Origin of the sequence: Microbacterium sp. P03, assembly GCF_043556235.1 — a bacterium.
In the GTDB taxonomy this organism is placed as follows: Bacteria; Actinomycetota; Actinomycetes; order Actinomycetales; family Microbacteriaceae; genus Microbacterium.
Map to the genome: position 1 here is coordinate 116375 of NZ_JBIGIM010000005.1, position 19344 is coordinate 135718.

Below are 19344 nucleotides of genomic sequence, written 5' to 3' on the forward strand. Positions count from 1 at the left end.
GACGACGGGCTCACCCCGGCCGATCTTCTATGGTGAGTTCCGTGAGCGATCTGTCCGGCATGAGCACCGAGGGCGTCCGCCAGCGCAATCTCGCCCGCATCCTCCGGCTCGTGCACCTCGAAGGCCCGCTGTCGCGAGCCACCCTCACGGAACTCACCGGCCTCAATCGGTCGACCGTCGCCGACCTCGTCGGCGAACTCGTCCGCGGAGGTCTCGTCGAGGAGCGTGCTCCGGATCCGTCCCGCCGGGTCGGCCGACCGTCTCCGATCGTGTCGATCGCGTCGCGCGTCCTCGCGATCGCGGTGAATCCCGAGGTCGACGCGCTCACGATCGCGGCCGTGGGTCTGGACCGGGGCATCCCGGTCCGCGAACGCATCGATCTCGACCGCCTGATCACCCCGGCCGAGACCGCGGCGCTCGTCGCGGAGCGGATCTCGCAGTGGCGTGCCGGACCGCTCGCCGACGCGCGCATCGTGGCGATCGGCCTGGCCGTCCCCGGGCTGGTCCGCGTCGCCGACGGACTCGTCCGCAACGCCCCGCACTTGAACTGGGTCGACGAACCCGTCCGCGATCTCGTCGCCGCCGCCACCGGTCTGCCGACGGCCGTCGGCAACGATGCCAGCCTCGGAGCCCTCGCTGAGCATCTGTTCGGCGCCGCGCGCGGCATCGATGACGTCGTCTACCTTAACGGCGGGGCGAGCGGCATCGGCGGAGGGCTGATCGTCCACGGGATGCCCGTGGGCGGCGCCGGTGGCTACGCGGGCGAATTCGGACAGAACCGCCCCGGCATCGCCGCCGACTCCGACCGGCGCGCCCGGGGAGGCGTCCTCGAGGACGAGGTGAGCCGTGCCCGGCTGCTCGACGTCGTGGGCGTGGGCTCAGCCGACGAGCCGACGCTGGCCGCGCTGCTCTCCGCGACCGAGGATCCGGCGGCGGCCGCGGAGCTCGTGCGCCAGCGCGGCATCCTGGCCACGGCCCTCGCCAATGCGGTGAACGTGCTCAATCCTTCGGTCGTGGTCCTCGGCGGGTTCCTCGCGACGATCGCCGAGCGCGATCTGCCCGGCCTCACCGCCGCCGTCAGTGATTTCGCGATGCCGGCGAGCATGGAGGGCCTCGACATCCGCGTCGCCGTCCTGGCCGAGGACCGTCTGCTCATCGGCGCCGCGGAGGCGGCGTTCGGCGAGCTGCTGGCCGATCCGCTCGGCCTCCGCCACCGGCTCTCCGTCCGCTGAGGCGTCCTCTCCGTCCGCTGAGGCGTCGCGTCTCACGCGCCGACGGCCTCGTCCCGACCCTCGCGGGGCGGAGCGGTCGTCGCCCTCGGCACCAGTCGGGTGGGAAGGCGTACATGCGTCTGCTCCGGGGAGTCGCCGTTCATGAGCGAGACCAGGAGAGTCGCGGCCGTCGCCCCCAGCCGCTGCATGGGCTGGCGCACGGTACTGAGCTGCGGCACCATCTGCGTGGCCTCGGGGACGTCGTCGAAGCCGATCACGGACAGGTCCGCCGGCACCGCCAGCCCCAGTTCGGCCGCCACCTCCAGGACGGCGAAGGCCGACAGGTCGTTGGCGGCGAAGATCGCGGTGGGCCGATCCGGTCGCGTCAGCAGTTCCGCTGCCGCGCCGCGCGCGGTGTGCTGCTCGTAGAGCCCCGCACCCACGAGCGCGGGATCGAAGCGCAGACCCGCATCCGACAGCGCCTTCCGATAGCCGGCGTCACGCAGGATCGACGAACGCAGGTCGGGTCGTCCCGCGACGAAGCCGATCCGGGTGTGGCCGATCGAGATCAGGAACTGCACCGCCTGGAGGGCGCCGCCGAAGCTGTCCGACTCGACGGTGGGGAGATCGGCGGGACCCGTGTGCGGATCGATGGCCACGATCGGCACCTCCGCCGTCACGTTGACGACCGTCGGCGTCACCATGATCACCCCGTCGATGAGAGTCCCGCTCAGGCGACTGAGCGACCTGCGCTCCCAGCCCTCGCTCCCCTGCTGGCGCGCGCCGCTGTAGGCGAGCAGGTCGTAGCCCGAGGTGTGGAGCTCGGCGGCGACGCCCTTGAGGATCTCCGCGCTGAAGGGCTCGAAGTCCGCGACGAGCACGCCGATGACACCCGTCTTGCGCGAACGCATGCTGCTGGCGACGAGGCTCGACTCGTACCCGAGCTCCTTCACGACGCTCAGAACGTGGTCGGCGGTCTCGGTGGCCACCCCGTAGCGGCCGTTCACGGCCTTCGACACGGTGGCGATCGAAACGCCGGCGGCCTCCGCCACATCGTGAATCGTCGTTCGCCGTCCCATGACCGCTCAGCGTAGTCGTGGAAAAGGTTTTCGAAAACGTTTGACGTTATTTGTTGTCAATGTCACGCTATGTCCACCCGGAGGTCGATCATCGACCCCCCACCCGGAGTCGGATGCGGCGCGAAGCAGAGCCGCGCAGACGAGTACCAATCGCAAATCCGCACCTCGAGGCATGAGGTGTCACTCAACGAAGAGGATGGAAATCACATGTACGGCAAGAAGTTCCTCGCAGGATCGGCCGTTCTGGTCGCGGGAGCGCTCGCACTGAGCGGCTGCTCCGGTGGCGGGTCCGGCGATTCCGCAGACAGCGGCGGCGACGTCGCGATGACGTTCTGGCACAACTCGACCACCGGCCCCGGCAAGGCGTACTGGGAGGACACCGTCGCCGCGTTCGAGGCGGCCAACCCCGGCGTCACGATCGAGATCCAATCGGTGCAGAACGAGGAGATGGACGGCAAGCTCCAGACCGCGCTAAACTCCGGCGACGCACCTGACATCTTCATGGCCCGCGGTGGCGGAAAGCTCGCCGACGTCGTGACGGCGGGTCAGGCGATGGACCTGACCGACGGCCTCACCGACGCGACGAAGACGGCGCTCGGCGGCGTCATCTCCGCGTTCGAGATCGACGACAAGATCTACGGGGTTCCGACCGCCGTGCTGCCGTCGGGCATGTTCTACGCCGGCGACCTGTTCGCCGCCGCCGGAATCACCGAGACCCCGAAGACCATCGAGGAGCTCGAGACCGCGAACACCGCGCTCGCCGCCACCGGCGTCGCGCCGATCGCGGTCGGTGCCAAGGACGCCTGGCCCGCCGCTCACTGGTACTACAACTTCGCCCTGCGCGCGTGCTCGAAAGAGGTCATGGACGAAGCCGCCGTCAGCCGCGAGTTCAACGACGACTGCTGGCTTGCCGCAGGCGAGAACCTGCAGTCGTTCCTCGACACCAAGCCCTTCAACGAGGGCTTCCTCACCACGGCGGCTCAGCAGGGCGCAGGCTCGTCGGCGGGCCTGATCGCCAACAACCAGGCCGCCATGGAGCTGATGGGCGCATGGGATCCGGGCGTGATCGCCCCGCTGACCCCCGACCAGCAGCCGAAGGCCGACCTGCTCTGGTTCCCCTTCCCCGAGGTCGAGGGCGGCGACGGCGAGCCCGGCGCGATGATGGGCGGCGTGGACGGCTATTCCTGCTGGGTCAACGCCCCGAAGGAGTGCGTCGACTTCCTCAACTTCGCCCTCGAGCAGGACAACCAGGAAGCCTACGCCGAGGCATTCGTCACCCTGCCCGCGTCGCAGGACGCGCAGGGCGTCGTGACCGATCCTGCTCTGCAGGCAGTGCTGGCCGCTTACAACGAGGCCCCGTACGTGTCGGTCTGGCTCGACACGCTCTATGGACAGAACATCGGCAACGCGCTGAACGTCGCGGTCGTGGACATGTTCGCGGGCCAGGGCAGCGCCCAGGACATCGTCGACGCCGTCAACGCCGCCGCCTCGAAGTCCTGAGCTCATGATGGCTTCCGTGCGCGACACCACGAAGACCTCCGCGGACGCGCCCGGGATCCCCGGCCCGGTGGGGGGTGGCGCAGATGCGCTGCCCCCCACCGGGGCCCCCCGCTCGCGTGGCACCCGGAGCACACGATCCCGCGGCTCCGGGTGGGGCCCGCGCCTCGAACTCGTCCTCCTGATCGGGCCGGCGCTCCTCGTCTTCGTCGCCTTCGTCATCTTCCCGGTCGTCCTGGCCGCCTACTACGGCTTCTTCAGCTGGTCGGGATACGGCCCCGCGGTCGACTTCGTCGGGTTCCGCAACTACATCGTCATCCTGACCGACCCCGACTTCATCGAAGCGCTGGGCCACAACGGTTTCATCGCCATCATGTCGCTCGTGCTCCAGGGCCCGGTCGCCATCGCGCTGGCCTTGCTGCTGAACCGGAAGATGCGGTTCCAGTCGCTCATCCGCGTGCTGATCTTCGTCCCCTACGTCATCTCCGAGGTCGTCGTGGGAATCGGCTGGAGCCTCATGCTGCAGTCGAGCGGCTCGGTGAACGGCATGCTCGACAAGCTCGGCCTGGGCGCCTTCGCCACCGATTGGCTGTCCGATCCCTCGATCGCGATCTGGACCCTCCTGGTGATCATCACCTGGAAGTACGTCGGCTTCGCCGTCATCCTGTTCCTCGCAGGACTCCAGGGCGTTCCCGAGGAGCTCTCCGACGCCGCCGCCATCGACGGTGCGTCGTACTGGCAGACCCAGCGCTACATCGTGCTTCCGCTGCTCGGACCCACCGTTCGCATCTGGGCCTTCCTCTCCATCATCGGGTCGCTGCAGCTGTTCGACCTGGTCTGGATCATCTGGGGCCAGTACGTCGCCTCGACCGCGGGAACCTCGACGATGGCGACCTACATGGTCGCGAACGGTCGCAACGCCGGCAGCTACGGCTACGGCAACGCCGTCGCCGTCGTCCTGTTCCTCATCTCACTCATCGTCGCCCTCGTCTATCAGCGCTTCGTGCTGCGACGAGACACCGCCGGCGCCCTCACAGGAGGAAAGCTCTGATGGCCACCGCAACACTCACCGCGCCCGGGTACAAGCGGCCACCGCTGCAGCAGTCGGGAGCGGGCAGAAGGCGCGTGGGGACCTTCGTCATCTACTTCATCGCACTCCTGCTGATCGGGCTGATGCTCGCTCCGGTCGCCTACATCGTCATCGGCGGATTCCGCTCGAACTCCGAGATCACGCTCGATCCCTCCGGTTTCCCGACGGTGTGGCAGTGGCAGAACTACGTGGAGGTGCTCTCCAGCGGCGTCTTCTGGCGCCAGGTCGGCAACTCGCTGATCGCCGCCATGGCCACCACGGTGTTCGTGGTCGCGCTGGGCCTGATGGCGGCCTTCGCCCTGTCGCGGTACTCGTTCCGCGGTCGCGGACTGATCTATGCGACGTTCGCCGCCGGGCTGATGTTCCCGATGACGGTCGCCATCACGCCCCTCTACGTGCTGGTGCGCAACCTCGGGCTGATGAACTCGCTCGCCGGGGTGATCGTCCCGCAGATCGCCTTCGCGCTCCCCATCACGATCATCATCCTGGTGCCGTTCCTGGCCGCGATCCCGAACGAACTGCAGGAGGCGGCCGCCATCGACGGCTGCAGCCGACTCGGGTTCTTCTGGCGGATGGTGGTGCCGCTCTCACTCCCGGGAGTGATCACCGTCGGCATCCTCGCGTTCATCGGCAGTTGGAACGGCTACCTCCTTCCGCTGTTCATCCTCAACAACGAGGGCGTGTTCACCCTGCCGCTCGGCACGCAGGCGTTCGCCTCGCAGTACTCGGTCGACACCGCGCGCGTCCTGGCATTCACTTCGCTGTCGATGATCCCCGCGCTGGTGTTCTTCAGCCTGTTCGAGCGTCGCATCGTGGGCGGTCTGACGGGCGCGGTGAAGGGGTGACCGCCGGCAGCGGCACCATGGCTTCGGCGCGCGTGCAGGCCCTGCTGGCCTCGATGACCGTGGAGGAGAAACTCGCCCAGCTCGTCGGCTTCTGGGTCGACCAGGGCGACGAGCTCGTGGCCCCGATGGCCGGCGAGATGGCGACCTCGACGCGATACGAAGAGGCCAGCGCGCACGGGCTCGGGCATCTCACCCGCGTGTACGGCACGCGGCCCGTCGAGCCGATCGCGCGGGCGGAATGGTTGTGGGCGGAACAGCGGAGACTGCAGACCGAGACGCGTCTCGGCATCCCCGCCATCGTGCACGAGGAATGCCTGACCGGACTCGCCGCCTGGCAGGCGGCGACCTTCCCGACTCCGCTCGCCTGGGGTGCGGCCTTCGACCCCGAGCTCGTGGCCGAGATGGGGCGCCTCATCGGCGGATCGATGCGCGAGCTCGGCATCCATCAGGGCCTCGCTCCCGTGCTCGACGTCATCCGCGACCCGAGGTGGGGACGCGTGGACGAGTGCATCGCCGAGGATCCGTACGTCGTCGGCACGATCGGCACCGCGTACGTGCAGGGGCTCCAGGAATCCGGCATCCACGCCACCCTCAAGCATCTCGTCGGATACTCGGCGTCGCAGGCGGGGCGCAATCACGCTCCCGTGCATGCGGGGGCCCGCGAGATCGCCGATGTGCTCCTCCCGCCGTTCGAGATGGCGGTGCGCGACGGAGGTGCGCGGTCGGTCATGAACTCGTACGCCGAGATCGACGGCATGCCCGTGGGGGCAACCCCCGCCTACCTGACCGACACGCTCCGTGACGACTGGGGGTTCGACGGCGTCGTGGTCTCGGACTACTTCTCGGTCGCGTTCCTGCACACGATGCACGCGGTCGCCGTCGACCGGAAGGCTGCGGCCGAGCTCGCGCTCGGCGCCGGGATCGACGTCGAGCTGCCGGGCGGCGACGCATTCCCCCTGCTGGCCGCGGGCCTTCGCGACGGGTCCGTCGACGACGACCTCGTCGATCGGGCGGTGCTGCGCGTCCTCACCCAGAAGGAGCAGCTCGGCCTCTTGGACGCCGACTTCTCGACGCCGCCGCGCGCGGTCGATCTCGACTCGCCCGCGCATCGGCGGGTGGCGGGGTCGCTGGCCGCAGAGTCTGTGGTGCTGCTCACCAACGACGGCACGCTGCCGCTCGCGTCCGCCCACACGGCCGCGACGATCGCGATCATCGGCCCGAACGCGGACTCCGCGCACGCCCTGATGGGGTGCTATTCGTTCGCGAATCACGTTCTGGCGCTGCACCCGGGCGTTCCCCTCGGCTTCGAGATCCCGTCGCTGACCGATGCGATCCGCGCTGAGCTGCCCTCCGCGCGGGTGCTCACCGCGCTCGGGTGCGAGGTCGAGGGCGATGACCGTTCGGGTATCGCCGATGCGGTCGCCGCGGCGCGCCAGGCGGATGTCGCGATCCTGGCGGTCGGCGACCGCGCCGGCCTGTTCGGCCGCGGCACCGTCGGCGAGGGCAACGACGTCGAGAGCCTCGAGCTGCCCGGCGTGCAGCGCGAGCTCGTCGAAGCCGTCGTCGCCACCGGGACCCCCGTGGTGCTCGTCGCCCTGTCCGGACGGCCCTACGCGATCGGCTGGGCGCTCGACGGCGACGGCGCCGTCGCCGCGGCGCTGCAGTCGTTCTTCCCCGGCGAGGAGGGCGGTTCCGCCCTGGCGGGGATCATCTCGGGCCGGCTCTCCCCCTCGGGCCACCTCCCGGTGTCGCTCCCCCGGTCGGCGGGTGCGCAGCCCTTCTCGTACCTGCACCCCCTGCTCGGCGGGCCGACCGAGATCACCAGCGCCGACAGCACACCGGTGCGCCCGTTCGGTCACGGTCTGACCTACACGTCGTTCGTGCATTCGGATCTGAGAACGGATGCCGCGTCCCCGGCGGGCTCCACCGTCTCGGTGAGCGTTCAGGTGCGCAATGCCGGAGAGCGCGCGGGCGTCGATCTCGTGCAGCTCTACGCGCACGACGTGTTCGCGAGCGTGACGCGACCCGTCGCTCAGCTCCTGGCCTATCAGCGCGTGTCCCTGGAGCCCGGCGAATCGGCGACGGTGCACTTCGACGTGCCCACGGCACGGCTCGCGTTCACCGGGGTCGACGGCGTGCGCATCGTCGAACCCGGCACGGTGGACCTCTGGGTCGGGTCGTCGTGCGCGGACCGCGAGACGGAGGTCACGGTGGAGATCACCGGACCGGCACACGCCGTGACGGCCGCGGATGCACGTGTGTGCGGTGTGCGGGTGGCGCGCGGCGTCGCGGTGTGAGGGCGCCGCGTCCGTGACAGGACGCCGTCGGTTCGTCCCGGAGTCGCGCGTGCCCGCTAGGCTCGCGGAATGCCTCGAATCTCCCGCGCAGCGGTCGTCCTCCTCATCGCATCCCTCGCCCTCACCGGCTGTGCGAGTGCCTCCTCGACGGATTCGTCCGAGAGCAGCGCTCCCGAAGTGACCACCGCGCCCGCCTCGGGCACGACCATCACCGGCACCGGTTACTCGTTCGCCGTCCCCGAGGGCTGGGACATTCCGGAGGGCGAGAAGCCGGCCGGCGTGGACTCGCTGGCGGCGGACCTCACCGACACCGACGGCTTCGCCGACAACGTCAACGTCGTGCTGTCACCCGCCGGCGAGGTGACGCCCGAGCAGGTGGAGACGCAGGGCGTCAGCGAGCTCGAAGACGCCGGCGCGGCGGATGTGACGGTGCAGGACCGCGTGACCGTTGCCGGATCGGAGTCCGCGCACCTGTCGGCGAGTCTGGCCGCGAGCGGGACGGACTACCAGATCGAGCAGTACTACGTCTCGCAGGACGGGCAGACCTACGTGGTGACCTTCTCGTTCAGCCCGACGGTCGGCGATGCGGATCGGACGGATCTCTCGGAGTCCGTGCTGGCCGGCTGGACGTGGAGCTGAGCCGGCGCCGACCCTTCCCGGCGCGGGCGTCCCGCTTGGCTATTGACGTTAGCCGCCGAGGAGTCCATAGTTAGCCGGATGATCGTGTACCGGAGCAGCACCTGTGCCTAGGGCGGGTTTGAGCCGCGACCGGGTCGCGGAAGAGGCGGCTGTCATGGCCGACGAAGTGGGTCTCGGCCGGCTCACCCTGGCGGCCCTCGCCGACCGGCTGGGCGTGCGCCAGCCGTCGCTCTACAAGCACATCGATTCGATGGCGGGTCTGCATCGCGACATCGCGGTGAACGCCAAGCGTGAGCTCGGCGAGGTGCTCGCGCGCGCCTCCGTGGGGCGTTCGGGCGCGGACGCGATCGAGGCGATGTCGTACGCGTATCGGGACTGGGCGCGGCGGCATCCGGCGCGGTACGAAGCGTCCAACTTCCGACCCGCGCCCGGCGACGTCGAAGACGAGGACGTCTCGGCCGCCGCCATCGAGATCGTCGCCGATGTGCTCACCGCCTATCGGCTCGAAGGTGATGACGCCGTCGACGCCATTCGCGCGTTCCGCTCCACCCTGCACGGCTTCGTGTCGTACGAGACCGCCGGTGCGTTCGCCCTGAGCGCCGACGTCGATCGCAGCTTCGGGCGACTCGTACGGGGGTTCATCGTCGCCCTCACGCAATGGACCGACGTCGTCGCTGCGCGGCGCACCACCTGACCCACGAGGGCACGCCGCTTTCCCGGCGGACGAGCTAGGCGAGCGCGAGCTCCACGGTGGCGAAGGCGTGCGGAGGCAGCCGCACTTCGAGGACGCCGTCACTGATCTGTGCAGCCAGTGGGGCGGGTGCGACGGCGTCGGGCCGCTCAGGGGTGTTGTGCGCCGTGGCCGAGTCGGCCGTCAGCACGCGCGCCCGCGTGACCGAGGCCGAGCGTCCGTGGAGGTCGATCCTCACCTCGAGGTCATCGTCGGCCGACAGGTGCGACAGCGACACCAGGGCCGCGCCGTTCTTCGCGGAAGCCGACAGCGACAGCAGCGGCAGTGTCGTGGACCCCTTCCCGTCCGCGCCCTCCCACGAGGGGGCATCGACGACGGTCGCAGCCAGGGACGCGGCGTCCTGGTGTCCCTTGTTCATCTCGTACACGTGGTACGTGGGCGTGAGCACCAACCCGCCGTCGTCATCGGTGAGGATCATCGCCTGCAGCACGTTGAGCGTCTGCGCGATGTTGGCCATGCGCAGGCGGGCCGCGTGCCGATGGAAGACGTCGAAGTGTATGCCGGCGACCAGCGCGTCGCGCATCGTGTTCTGCTGGAACAGGAAGCCGGGGTTCGTGTCGGGCTCGACATGCCACCACGTGCCCCACTCGTCGCAGACCAGTCCGATCACGCGCTCGGGGTCGTAGGCGTCCATGACCTCCTCATGCGCGCTGATGATGCGCTCGACATCTGCGGCCGCCGCCAGCGTGCGGAAGTACTGCTCCGGCGAGAACCCGGTCGCGGGCTCGGTGCCGATGCCGCTGCCGGAGTGCGTGTAGTAGTGGAACGAGATCGACTGGAAAGGTGACGGCACGGGGAACGGGGCGCCTCCCCCCATCGCCGATTCCATCAGGACGCGCGTCCATCGCACGTCGTCGTCGGAGCCGCCGGCCGCGATGCGCTGCAGGGTGTTGTCGCCGTGGTTCTTGGCGAAGGTGGCGAATTGACGCGCGAGGCTCGTGTAGTACTCGGGTGTCATGTTGCCGCCGCAGCCCCACGCCTCGTTGCCCAGGCCCCAGAACGGGACCCGCCACGGTTCGTCGCGCCCGTTCTGTCGGCGCAGGCGCGACATCGGGCTGTCTCCCGCGCGGGTGAGGTACTCGACCCACTCGCTCATCTCCTGTACCGTGCCGCTGCCCACGTTGCCGTTCACGTAGGCGTCCGCCCCGAGCAGATCGCAGAGGTCCATGAACTCGTGGGTGCCGAAGGCGTTGTCCTCGATGACGTCGCCCCAGTTCGTGTTCACCATCGTCGGCCGGTCCGCGCGCGGACCGATGCCGTCCCGCCAGTGGTACTCGTCGGCGAAGCAGCCGCCGGGCCAGCGCAGGTTGGGGACGTCGAGCGCACGCAGTGCGTCGACGACATCGAGACGGATGCCGCGCACATTCGGTATCGCGGCGTCCTCGCCGACCCAGAATCCGCCGTACACGCACCGCCCCAGGTGCTCCGCGAAGTGTCCGTAGAGGTGCCGACTGATCGTGGCCCCCTCCGCCGCGAGATCGATGGTGGCATGGGCGCGAGCGGTCATATGCTACTCCAGGAATGTGCTGAGGTGAGGGGGACCAGGGACGGCCGCTCGACGGAGGAGGCCACGGCGACGCGGGCACCGTCGGAGCGCAGCAGGGCGGTCATGATCTCGAGCACGTGCAGGCCCATCGCGCCGGACGCGCGTGCCGGCCCGTGGATCAGGTCGAGCAGGCCGACCCCCCGACCGGCCTCCTCGAAGCCCGCGGCCGCGGGGACGGATTCCCATCCGTCGCTGCCGCGCGTCGTGAGACGCACGACGCCGGAGAAGTTGTTCGGATCGGGGACGATGATCGACCCCTCGGTGCCGTGCACCTCGATGGGTGCCGCCGTCGTCGACAGCGCGTCGAAACTCATCACGACCGTCGACAGCGCGCCGTCCGCGTGCTCGAGAACACCCGTGACATGGGTGTCGACATCGACCGGGATCTGCACGCCCGCTCTGGCGCCCGACCCGATCGTGCGCGTGGAGCGGGTGCGGCTGGTCATCCCCGACACGGAGCGGACGGGTCCGAGCAGGTGAACGAGACTCGTCAGGTAATAGGGCCCCATGTCGAGCAGGGGCCCTCCTCCGGGCTGGTAGTAGAAGTCGGGGTGCGGATGCCACGCCTCGTGACCTGCCGACACCCACGTCGCCGTCGCTGAGATCGGCGTTCCGACGGCTCCGCCGTCGACGTGGGCGCGGGCGGTCTGGACCCCCGTGCCGAGGACGGTGTCCGGAGCGGATCCCACGCGGACCCCGCCCTGCGCCGCGGCGTCCATGATCCGCTTCGCCGCCTCCATCGACGCAGCCAGGGGCTTCTCGCCGTAGACGTCCTTGCCCTGCGAGATCGCGGCGAGGGCGATCTCTTCGTGCGCCGCGGGGATGGTCAGGTTGAGCACCGTCCGCACCTCGGGGTCCGCGACGAGCTCGGCGACCGAGAGCGCTCGGGCGCCGGGGATCTCGGCCGCGACCGCACGGGCACGCTCGACGTCGAGGTCGGCCAGGGCGGCGATGCGGACCGCGGCGCTCGGCCGCAGCGTGTCGAGGTACTGACGCGAGATGACCCCGAGTCCGACGATCCCTACACCGTGCGGCTCGCCCACAGCATCCCCCTCTCGATCAGGGTGCGCACGTTCGCGTCCTGCAGGATGCCGACGTCGTGCCCCGGCGTGGCCACGAAGACCCTCCCGGCTCCCCAGAGACGCGTCCAGACGGCGGGCGAGACGACCGGGCGATGCCACGGGTGATACGGCTGCACCGGGTGCGTCGTCGTCGCGAGCACATCATTGAGGTCGTCGGTGAGTACCCAGTACTGCTCGGTGACGAGGTCGAAGTCCTCGATGCCCGCGGTGATCTCATGGGCGCGCCCGAGGTCGGTGATCTCGATCGTGTGGGGCAGGAAGTTGTCGGTCTCGCCCCCCGGCCGCTGCTCGGGATCGCGACCGGGGTGGGTCGCGAACTGACCGCCGACCAGGTGCAGGTAGTCCGAGCTCGCGCGGTAGGAGTCGGCGATGCCCCCGTGCCAGCCGGCGAGTCCCGCGCCGCCTTCGACGGCCCGCTGGAGGCCGGCCACCGCCTCGCGGCTCGCCTCCGACATCGTGACCGACTGCACGATCAGATCGACGTCGGCCATCGCAGCGGCATCGGCGTACACCTCGGGCGAGTCCTCGGTCCGCACGGCGAATCCGCTGCGCTCGAGGAAGGGCACGAAGAGGTCGGTCGCCTCGACCGGCTGATGACCGTCCCAGCCGCCTCGTACGATCAACGCGCTGCGGTGAGCGGCGGCGGCTCCAGGTTCGTTCGACATCTGCGTCCTCCTCGGGCGGCGAGCGGCTGCGCCCGCGCCCCTCGAGACTGCCACCCGGTCGCCGCCGCGGCGATCTTCTTGCGCAAAATAACCGACAATGGAGCCATGCCGCCCCGCGTCACCCTCGACGACGTCGCCGTCGCGTGCGGAGTGAGCGTGTCGACCGTGTCGCGGGCCCTCGCGGGTCGCGGCGACCTCGACCCCTCGACACGGGCGAGAGTGTCGTCGGCGGCGCGATCACTGGGCTACTCGCGGGACGGTGACGGACGCGGGCGTCCGCGAGGTGCCCGCCCCGCGCTGTTCGATCTCGTGCTCGGTCACTTCGACAGTCAGTACGCGGGCGAGGTGACGGCGGGCGCGCAGCGGGCGGCCGCCGAGGCCGGCGGCGACCTCGTCCTCACGATCGAGCGCGACGCCCCCGATGACGATTGGCCCGCCCGCATCCGAGCCCGGGGGTCGTCGGGCGCGGTGCTCGGGCTCATCCTGCCGACGCGTTCGCAGCTCGCGGTGCTCGCCGACGCCGGCATCCCTCTCGTGCTGCTCGACCCCCGCGGCGACGAGAGCCTGCCCGTGGTGAGCGTCCGCACGACCGACGAGAGCGGCGGACGCGCCGCCGGCGAACACCTCGTGCAGACGGGAGCGCGCCGGTTCATCGTCGTCAGCGGCACACCCACCTACCGTTTCGGGCGCGCGCGTGCGGACGGCTTCGTCTCGGCCGTGCGAGCGGCGATCCCGGATGCCCCGATCCAGCGACTCACGGCCGACTGGGGCGAGCGCACCGCGTTCGCCGCAGCGCGACGGGCGTTCTCGGGGCTCGACACCGCCGACGGGCCCGTCGGCGTCTTCGCCTGCGCGGACGAGATGGCGTACGGGGTCTGTGCCGCCGCCGCGGACCGCGGCCTGCGCGTGCCGGAGGACGTGCGCGTCGTCGGTTTCGACGACCTTCCGTGGTCGCGTCGCCACGATCCGCCCCTGACGACCGTCCGCCAGCCGATCCGTGCGATGGCCGCCGCGGCCGTGCGGGCGCTCGCCGCGCACGCCGCCGGGGCGCCGCTGGAGCGCGCACTCGTGGAGCTCCCCGCCACGCTCATCGCCCGTCGCTCGACCGAGGTGTGAACGGCGCGGCGATGGCGCCGTAAAGTCGACGCGTGCCCATCCCCGTCGTGATCCCCTGGCGGCCCGCGCCGTCCCGCCTCGACGCGTTCGACCGCGTGCGGGCCTGGTACCGCGACGAGCTGCCCGAGTTCGCCGTGCGCACCATCGACACCGACGACGATGTGTTCGTGCTGGCGCGCTGTCGCAATCTCGCGGTGGCGTCGATGGAGGACCCCGACGGGGTGATCGTGGTGAACGACGCCGACACCCTTCCCGAACCCGAGGCTCTGCGGGCGGCCGTGGCCGCAGCATCCGTGAACGGTCTCGTGAACCTGCCCTACTCGGAGTACCGCTGGCTGGGCGCGGAGGGCTCCGCGCAGTTCGCCGCCGGCACCGCGCCGATCGACTGCTCGGTGGAGCAGTACGTCGAGGGCGCGTGCTCGGGTGTGTACGTCACCACGCGACGCACCTGGGAGGCGCACGCCGGGCAGGACGAGCGGTTCCGGGGCTGGGGCTTCGAGGACGCGGCCTGGTATCTCGCGCACCAGACCCTGCTCGGCGCTCCGCCCCGGCGTCACGCCGGCCGCGTCTACGCGTTGCACCATGAAGGCGAGGTGCGTGCGGGCGTCGGCTACGAGCGGAACGCCGCCCTCATGGAGCGCTACCGCATGGCCGCCGGCGAGCGTGCCGCCATGACCGAACTCGTCGCCGGCAATCGGCCGGAGCACGCGTCCTGACGTCGCCGGGCCTCAGCCGCGGAGCGCCTCGAACGCGATCTCGGGACCGGGCCGCCGACGGGCGGCGGAGGCCGCGGCATCCGTTCTCGCCCGTGCGCGCGTGTCCCGGTGGAGCAGTGCCTCCAGCCCGGCGGCGAGCGCGTCGACGTCGACGCTGTTCGGGTCGAGCGCGATTCCGAAGCCCCGCGACTCGATGGCCGCCGCTCCGGCGAACTGGTCGGTCGAGAACGGCAGCACCAGGAGCGGGACGCCCGAGCCGACGGCCTCGGTGACGGAGTTGTTGCCGCCGTGCGTGACCGAGGCCGCCGCTCGCCCGAGCAGGCGCACCTGGGGCAGGTAATCGCGCACGAGCCACGACGCGGGCAGCTCGCCCAGCTCGGCGGGATCGGTGGAGCCCGTGGCGATGGCCGCGCGCAGCCCTCGGGATCGCAGCGCGTCTGCGACACGACGGAGCACGTCGCCGCGCACCGAGAGGAAGCTCCCGAAGCTGACATAGACGAACGGCGCGTCGTCGTCGAGCCAGGCGTCGACCTGCGCATCCGCCGGCTCGGCGCGCAGCGTCGAGCCGAGATACCGATGCGGCGGCAGCAACGACTCCCGGGCGGGATCCGCGAGCTCTGCGGGGTAGTTGTACAGGACGAGCGGACCGTGCTCGGCGAACGCGTCGTCGGTCGGCGCCGCGTCAGGGTCGAGCTCGCGCACGGTGCGGTTCCACTCGTCGGTGAAGCGCTCCGACACCCTCAGGCAGAGGGCGCGCAGATCGGCCAGAGCGGCCGCGTCGGGGCGGATCGCCGCCGGCCAGGCGGGCGGGAACCCGTAGACCTCGCTGCCCACCGGGAGGGCGGTCGGGTGCCCCAGCACGACGTCGGCGTACGGCACCCCCGCCGTCTGCAGCCCGACGCGCGCGCTGAAGGCCAGATGATCGACGAGGATCGCCGAGGGTTCGAGGTCGCCCACGATGGCGAGCACGGCCCGGGATGCCTCGGCGGGCTGCCACATCAGATCTGTGAGCCGCTCGGCCGCCTGGTAGCGCAGTGTCGCGACCGCGCTCTCGCGCGTCGCGTCGAAGAACCCCCGCAGCGATTCCCCCTCGTCGCGCGGCTGCTCGTCGGCGCGGATGACGCCCGCGTTGGCGCCGCGACCGAGCCGCAGGTCCACGCGCTCGAATCCGAACGCAGCCACGATGTCCGCCGTCGCCGGCCCGGTCGCCACCACGACACGCTCGCCGCGCGCCTGCCAGGCCGTGGCGAGCGTCGCCAGCGGCAGGAGGTGCGAGGCGTAGTCGGGGCTGATGACGAGGAGGGTCACGAGAGCGTGCCCGCGAGCTCGACGAGAGCCTGCTCTTCGCGGGCGACGGTCCGATACACCTCGCCGAGTGCGCTCGACATCTGCTGGATCGTGAAACGCTCCTGCACCATCGCCCGTCCGCGCTCGGCCCGGTCGGAATCGGTCTCGGACTGCGCGGCCCTGATCGCGGCATCCGTCGCCGTCCCCAGCGCGGCGACGTTCCACGTCTCGGTGAGGATGCCCGTCACCCCGTTCTCGATGTACGTCGCCGGCCCGCCGCCGTCGGGGGCGACGACGAACAGACCGCTCGCCATCGCTTCGAGCAGGGCGATGCCGAACTCCTCCTTGATGCTCGCGCAGACGTAGACGCCACCCGCAGCGTTCGCACCCGGCATTCCGACCCGCGTCGCCGCCATCCACCGGGCGACGATGTCGTTCGACCGGTGTCCGGGCAGGAGCAGCCCGCGCGCGGCTCGCTGCTCCTCGGGCACGACGCGCGCGATCAGGTCGAGCTGCTCGCGCTCGTCGACCGACGGCCGCTCCAGATCGCCGCCGACCACGAGCAGGTTCGCGTGCGCGGAGGCGGGCCCGTTCGCCCACGCCGAGACCAGGGTCGCCATTCCCTTCACCCGGTGCAGACGTCCGACGCTCATGACCAGCGGCAGGCCGCGTCGCTCGGCGGGCAGCTCGTCGATCAGCGCGCGCAGCTGCGCGAACGCCGGCGCGACCGTCCCGCCGCTCGCCGCGGTGCGGGCTTCGGCGACCGCGGCGTCGACCGTCGCGAGGTCGACCCCCTCGGGCACGACGGTGTGGCGTTCCGCGTGCGCGAGCATGTCGATGCCGACGAGTCGACGCATGTCTTCGGTGAGCCGCGCACGGGGGAAGAACACCGTGTGCGACGAGTTCGCGGCGAGCCGCTGCACGAGCCGTGTGCGGAACCAGAAGTGCTCCGTCACGTCGACGCGGCCGAAGTCGGTGCGCGTCAGCGCGCCGGAGCGGTCCATCGACTCGATGACCGCATGCGGATCGGGCGCGACCGTGAACACGACGGGGATGCCGAGCTCCCGAGCCACGTCCGCAGCGGCGAGCGCGCCCACGTCGGCCATGCGCAGGTGCAGCACATCGACACCGCCCGCAGCCCGGAGGATGCGCCGGATGCCCCGTCGCGTGACGACGCGGAGCGGCCAGGCCGCCGCCGACGACATCGGCTCGCGAAGGAGGGGGATGTGGCCGTAGACGTGACCCTCGACGTGCGCACGAATCGTCTGCAGGTCGCCGCCCGCCTCGTGGATCGATCCGCGCGAAAGCGTGATGACCCGACGGATGCCCGTGTGCGGGTCGTCGGCGAGCGCGTTGCCCAGCCGCACCAGCAGGGTGGCGATCCCGCCGTTGTCACCTGCGCCCGCGGCACTCAGCTGAGGATCGATGTCGGCGTGCAGGAACAGCTGGGCGACCGAGAGCCCCTCGCGATGGGCCGAGGTCTCCTGCGGATCGGCCGGGGCCAGGTCGACCAGAGACAGCCGTGCGACCTCGGCCAGGAACGACTCGCCCTCGGCGAGGGCTCGCAGCGCCTTCTCGACGCGGGGCGCTCCAGGTCGCTGGCCCAGGGCCGCCACGGCCGCGACGCGCACCGGCTCCCGCTCATCGACGTCGGCGGCGATCCGCAGCAGCGGATCGGTCGCGAACGATTCCCTGACCAGCCCGAGGGTCTCGACGAGTCGGGCACGCGCCTCGGGGTCGGTCTCGCACAGGAGCGCGGACTCGATCCCCACGAACAGCGCCTCGGGCATCGCCCCCGACCACTGCTCGAGCGTGGACTGCGCGATCATGCCGGTGAACCCGCCGCCGATCACGAGACCGAGCAGCCGCGCCATGGCCTCGATCCGCGGCAGGCCCGAGCTGAGCGCCCAGGCGGTGTGCTCGCGCACGAAGCTGCGCTCGTCCGAGAGCAGGCTCACCAGCAACCGACCGGCCTCACCGTCGAACACCTCGGCCAGCGCGTGGATCGCCGCGATGGTGACGAGCTCGTCGTCACCGCGCACGGCGCCGCGCAGCAGCCGCACGGTGCGCACGCCCGGGTCGCGACCCGCCTCGAAGGCGAGGTCGTCGGCCAGTCGCATCGCGTCGACGATGGAGGCCGCCGAGGCGACGGCATCGAGTGTGGTCTGAACTCCCACGAGTGCTCCTGACAGTGTCGCGGTCGCGGCCGCGGGGCCTGCACGGACCGGTGCCCGTGCTTGGATGTTACGGCGCTCGGATGAACGAACGGGTGGCTTGACACGGCACTCGGAGGGAGCGCGCATGCGCCTGGTGGTGATCGGCGATGTCGGCGTCACGGATGACATGATGCACATCGGCGACGAGGCGATGTTCGAGGCACTCCTCGACGAACTCCGGCCGCGGGGAGCGGCCGACATCGTCGCTCTCTCGCGCGCGCCCGCCGAGACGGCCCACCGGTACGGTGTCTCCGCCGTCCGGCCGATCGGGTTCCGCGGAGACCGGTCGGAGATGGACGCCCGGTTCGCCGAGGTGCGCGCCTTCCTCTCCGGACACGACGCCCTGCCCGAACACGATGCGCTCCGCGCCGTCGTGGAGGCGGTGCGGAGCGCGGATGCCGTAGCCGTCGCGGGCGGCGGCAACATGGCGTCCACCTGGCCGATGCACGTGTACGAACGCGCTGCCCTCGGCCTGATCGCCGAGCGGTACGGGCGCCCCCTCGTCGTCACGGGACAGACGCTGGGTCCGCGCCTCACGGTCGCCGACCGCGATCTGCTCGGGGCCCTTCTGCGCGGCGCTCGGCTCGTCGGCGTGCGCGAGCGCGCATCCGAGCGTCTCGCTCTCGAGCTCGGCGTCGAGCGCGCGGCTCTCCGCGCGGGACTGGACGACGCGTCGTTCCTGGGAGGGGACGACGCCGAGGTGCGCACACCAGGCCCCGCCACCACGCCGTTCCTCCTGGTGAGCCTGTCGGGGTACCTGGGCGACCAGGACCGCGGCACCGCCGTCACGGGGATCGCGCGCGCGCTCGACGACCTCGCGGCGGAGACCGGCCTGAACGTCGTCTTCCACCCGCACTTCGGGTCGCTGGACGCCGACGTGCTCGCGGGGGATGAGGTGCTGCACGCCGACATCGCCTCCGCGATGCGTGCGCCGTCGACCCTGCGGGGCCCGGGAACTCCGAGATCGGCCGCGGGCCTCGCCCGCGGTGCCGCGATGCTCGTGACGAGCCGCTACCACCCCTCGGTGTTCGCGACCCCGGCAGGCGTCCCCGTCGCTGCGCTCACGGTCGACGACTACACGGCGGTGAAGCTCGGCGGCGCGACGGCATGGTGGGGGCGCGAGCACGGGGTGATCCCCCTGGCCGACGTCGCGCGTCCCTCCGGCGGCGCCGCGCTCCGCGCCGTCTGGGCGGCGCGGGATGCCGCCCGGGCCGAGAGCGCCCTTCTCCGACCGGAGCTTCGTCGCGATGCTTCGACCTGGTGGGACCGCATCGCGGAGGCCCTCGGGAGCTGAAAGAGACCCGCGA

General features: G+C 71.0%; 16 protein-coding genes. 10 read left to right on the top strand and 6 right to left on the bottom strand.

Annotated features, from left to right (window positions below):
• Positions 1 to 59: 59 nt before the first annotated feature.
• Positions 60 to 1232 (top strand): ROK family protein, encoded by a 1173-nt coding sequence (locus ACFXOO_RS13500; protein WP_378841733.1) that lies wholly within the window; start codon positions 60 to 62, stop codon positions 1230 to 1232.
• Positions 1233 to 1264: 32 nt separating this feature from the next.
• Here the strand turns inward: ACFXOO_RS13500 and ACFXOO_RS13505 are convergent, their stop codons facing one another.
• On the bottom strand, positions 1265 to 2290 hold the full coding sequence (locus ACFXOO_RS13505; RefSeq protein ID WP_378841677.1) for a LacI family DNA-binding transcriptional regulator: 1026 nt from the start codon (positions 2288 to 2290) through the stop codon (positions 1265 to 1267).
• A gap of 207 nt (positions 2291 to 2497) precedes the next feature.
• On the opposite strand from ACFXOO_RS13505, the gene ACFXOO_RS13510 reads away from it, so the two are divergent.
• The 6 genes from ACFXOO_RS13510 to ACFXOO_RS13535 all read left to right on the top strand — a co-directional run bounded on the left by ACFXOO_RS13510 (position 2498) and on the right by ACFXOO_RS13535 (position 9352).
• Entirely contained in the window at positions 2498 to 3790 is a 1293-nt protein-coding gene (locus tag ACFXOO_RS13510) for an extracellular solute-binding protein (RefSeq protein ID WP_378841735.1), read from the top strand.
• A 7-nt stretch (positions 3791 to 3797) separates the two neighbouring features.
• Entirely contained in the window at positions 3798 to 4838 is a 1041-nt protein-coding gene (locus ACFXOO_RS13515; RefSeq protein ID WP_394563923.1) for a carbohydrate ABC transporter permease, read from the top strand.
• Positions 4838 to 5722: a carbohydrate ABC transporter permease gene (locus tag ACFXOO_RS13520; protein ID WP_378841681.1), complete on the top strand. Its 885-nt coding sequence runs from the start codon at positions 4838 to 4840 to the stop codon at positions 5720 to 5722. The genes ACFXOO_RS13515 and ACFXOO_RS13520 overlap by 1 nt, the downstream gene beginning before the upstream one ends.
• A gap of 17 nt (positions 5723 to 5739) precedes the next feature.
• Positions 5740 to 8019, top strand: a complete 2280-nt coding sequence (locus ACFXOO_RS13525; RefSeq protein ID WP_394563865.1) for a glycoside hydrolase family 3 N-terminal domain-containing protein — start codon at positions 5740 to 5742, stop codon at positions 8017 to 8019.
• Between the two features lie 69 nt (positions 8020 to 8088).
• On the top strand, positions 8089 to 8658 hold the full coding sequence (locus ACFXOO_RS13530; RefSeq protein WP_378841685.1) for a hypothetical protein: 570 nt from the start codon (positions 8089 to 8091) through the stop codon (positions 8656 to 8658).
• A gap of 154 nt (positions 8659 to 8812) precedes the next feature.
• Positions 8813 to 9352 carry a WHG domain-containing protein gene (locus ACFXOO_RS13535; protein WP_394563866.1) on the top strand — a complete coding sequence of 180 codons (540 nt, stop codon included), beginning with the start codon at positions 8813 to 8815 and terminating at the stop codon, positions 9350 to 9352.
• A 34-nt stretch (positions 9353 to 9386) separates the two neighbouring features.
• Here ACFXOO_RS13535 and ACFXOO_RS13540 read toward each other — a convergent pair whose 3' ends face one another.
• From ACFXOO_RS13540 to ACFXOO_RS13550, 3 genes are read right to left on the bottom strand one after another with little or no spacing between them, the layout of a single operon-like run.
• Entirely contained in the window at positions 9387 to 10916 is a 1530-nt protein-coding gene (locus tag ACFXOO_RS13540; protein WP_378854222.1) for an alpha-N-arabinofuranosidase, read from the bottom strand.
• The gene (locus ACFXOO_RS13545) at positions 10913 to 11998 is read right to left on the bottom strand and encodes a Gfo/Idh/MocA family protein (protein WP_394563867.1); all 1086 of its coding nucleotides are present in this window, start codon (positions 11996 to 11998) and stop codon (positions 10913 to 10915) included. The genes ACFXOO_RS13540 and ACFXOO_RS13545 overlap by 4 nt, the downstream gene beginning before the upstream one ends.
• Entirely contained in the window at positions 11977 to 12702 is a 726-nt protein-coding gene (locus ACFXOO_RS13550; protein ID WP_394563868.1) for a ThuA domain-containing protein, read from the bottom strand. The genes ACFXOO_RS13545 and ACFXOO_RS13550 overlap by 22 nt, the downstream gene beginning before the upstream one ends.
• A 105-nt stretch (positions 12703 to 12807) precedes the next feature.
• On the opposite strand from ACFXOO_RS13550, the gene ACFXOO_RS13555 reads away from it, so the two are divergent.
• Both ACFXOO_RS13555 and ACFXOO_RS13560 read left to right on the top strand, forming a co-directional pair.
• Positions 12808 to 13818 carry a LacI family DNA-binding transcriptional regulator gene (locus ACFXOO_RS13555; RefSeq protein ID WP_378841695.1) on the top strand — a complete coding sequence of 337 codons (1011 nt, stop codon included), beginning with the start codon at positions 12808 to 12810 and terminating at the stop codon, positions 13816 to 13818.
• 32 nt (positions 13819 to 13850) lie between these two features.
• Entirely contained in the window at positions 13851 to 14534 is a 684-nt protein-coding gene (locus tag ACFXOO_RS13560) for a hypothetical protein (RefSeq protein ID WP_378841697.1), read from the top strand.
• A gap of 12 nt (positions 14535 to 14546) precedes the next feature.
• On the opposite strand, the gene ACFXOO_RS13565 is transcribed toward ACFXOO_RS13560, so the two are convergent.
• A complete protein-coding gene (locus ACFXOO_RS13565; protein ID WP_378854212.1) occupies positions 14547 to 15842 on the bottom strand; it encodes a glycosyltransferase in 1296 nt (431 codons plus the stop codon).
• On the bottom strand, positions 15839 to 17998 hold the full coding sequence (locus tag ACFXOO_RS13570; RefSeq protein WP_378854210.1) for a glycosyltransferase: 2160 nt from the start codon (positions 17996 to 17998) through the stop codon (positions 15839 to 15841). The genes ACFXOO_RS13565 and ACFXOO_RS13570 overlap by 4 nt, the downstream gene beginning before the upstream one ends.
• A gap of 124 nt (positions 17999 to 18122) precedes the next feature.
• On the opposite strand from ACFXOO_RS13570, the gene ACFXOO_RS13575 reads away from it, so the two are divergent.
• Positions 18123 to 19331: a polysaccharide pyruvyl transferase family protein gene (locus ACFXOO_RS13575; protein WP_378854208.1), complete on the top strand. Its 1209-nt coding sequence runs from the start codon at positions 18123 to 18125 to the stop codon at positions 19329 to 19331.
• The last annotated feature ends 13 nt before the right edge of the window (positions 19332 to 19344 follow it).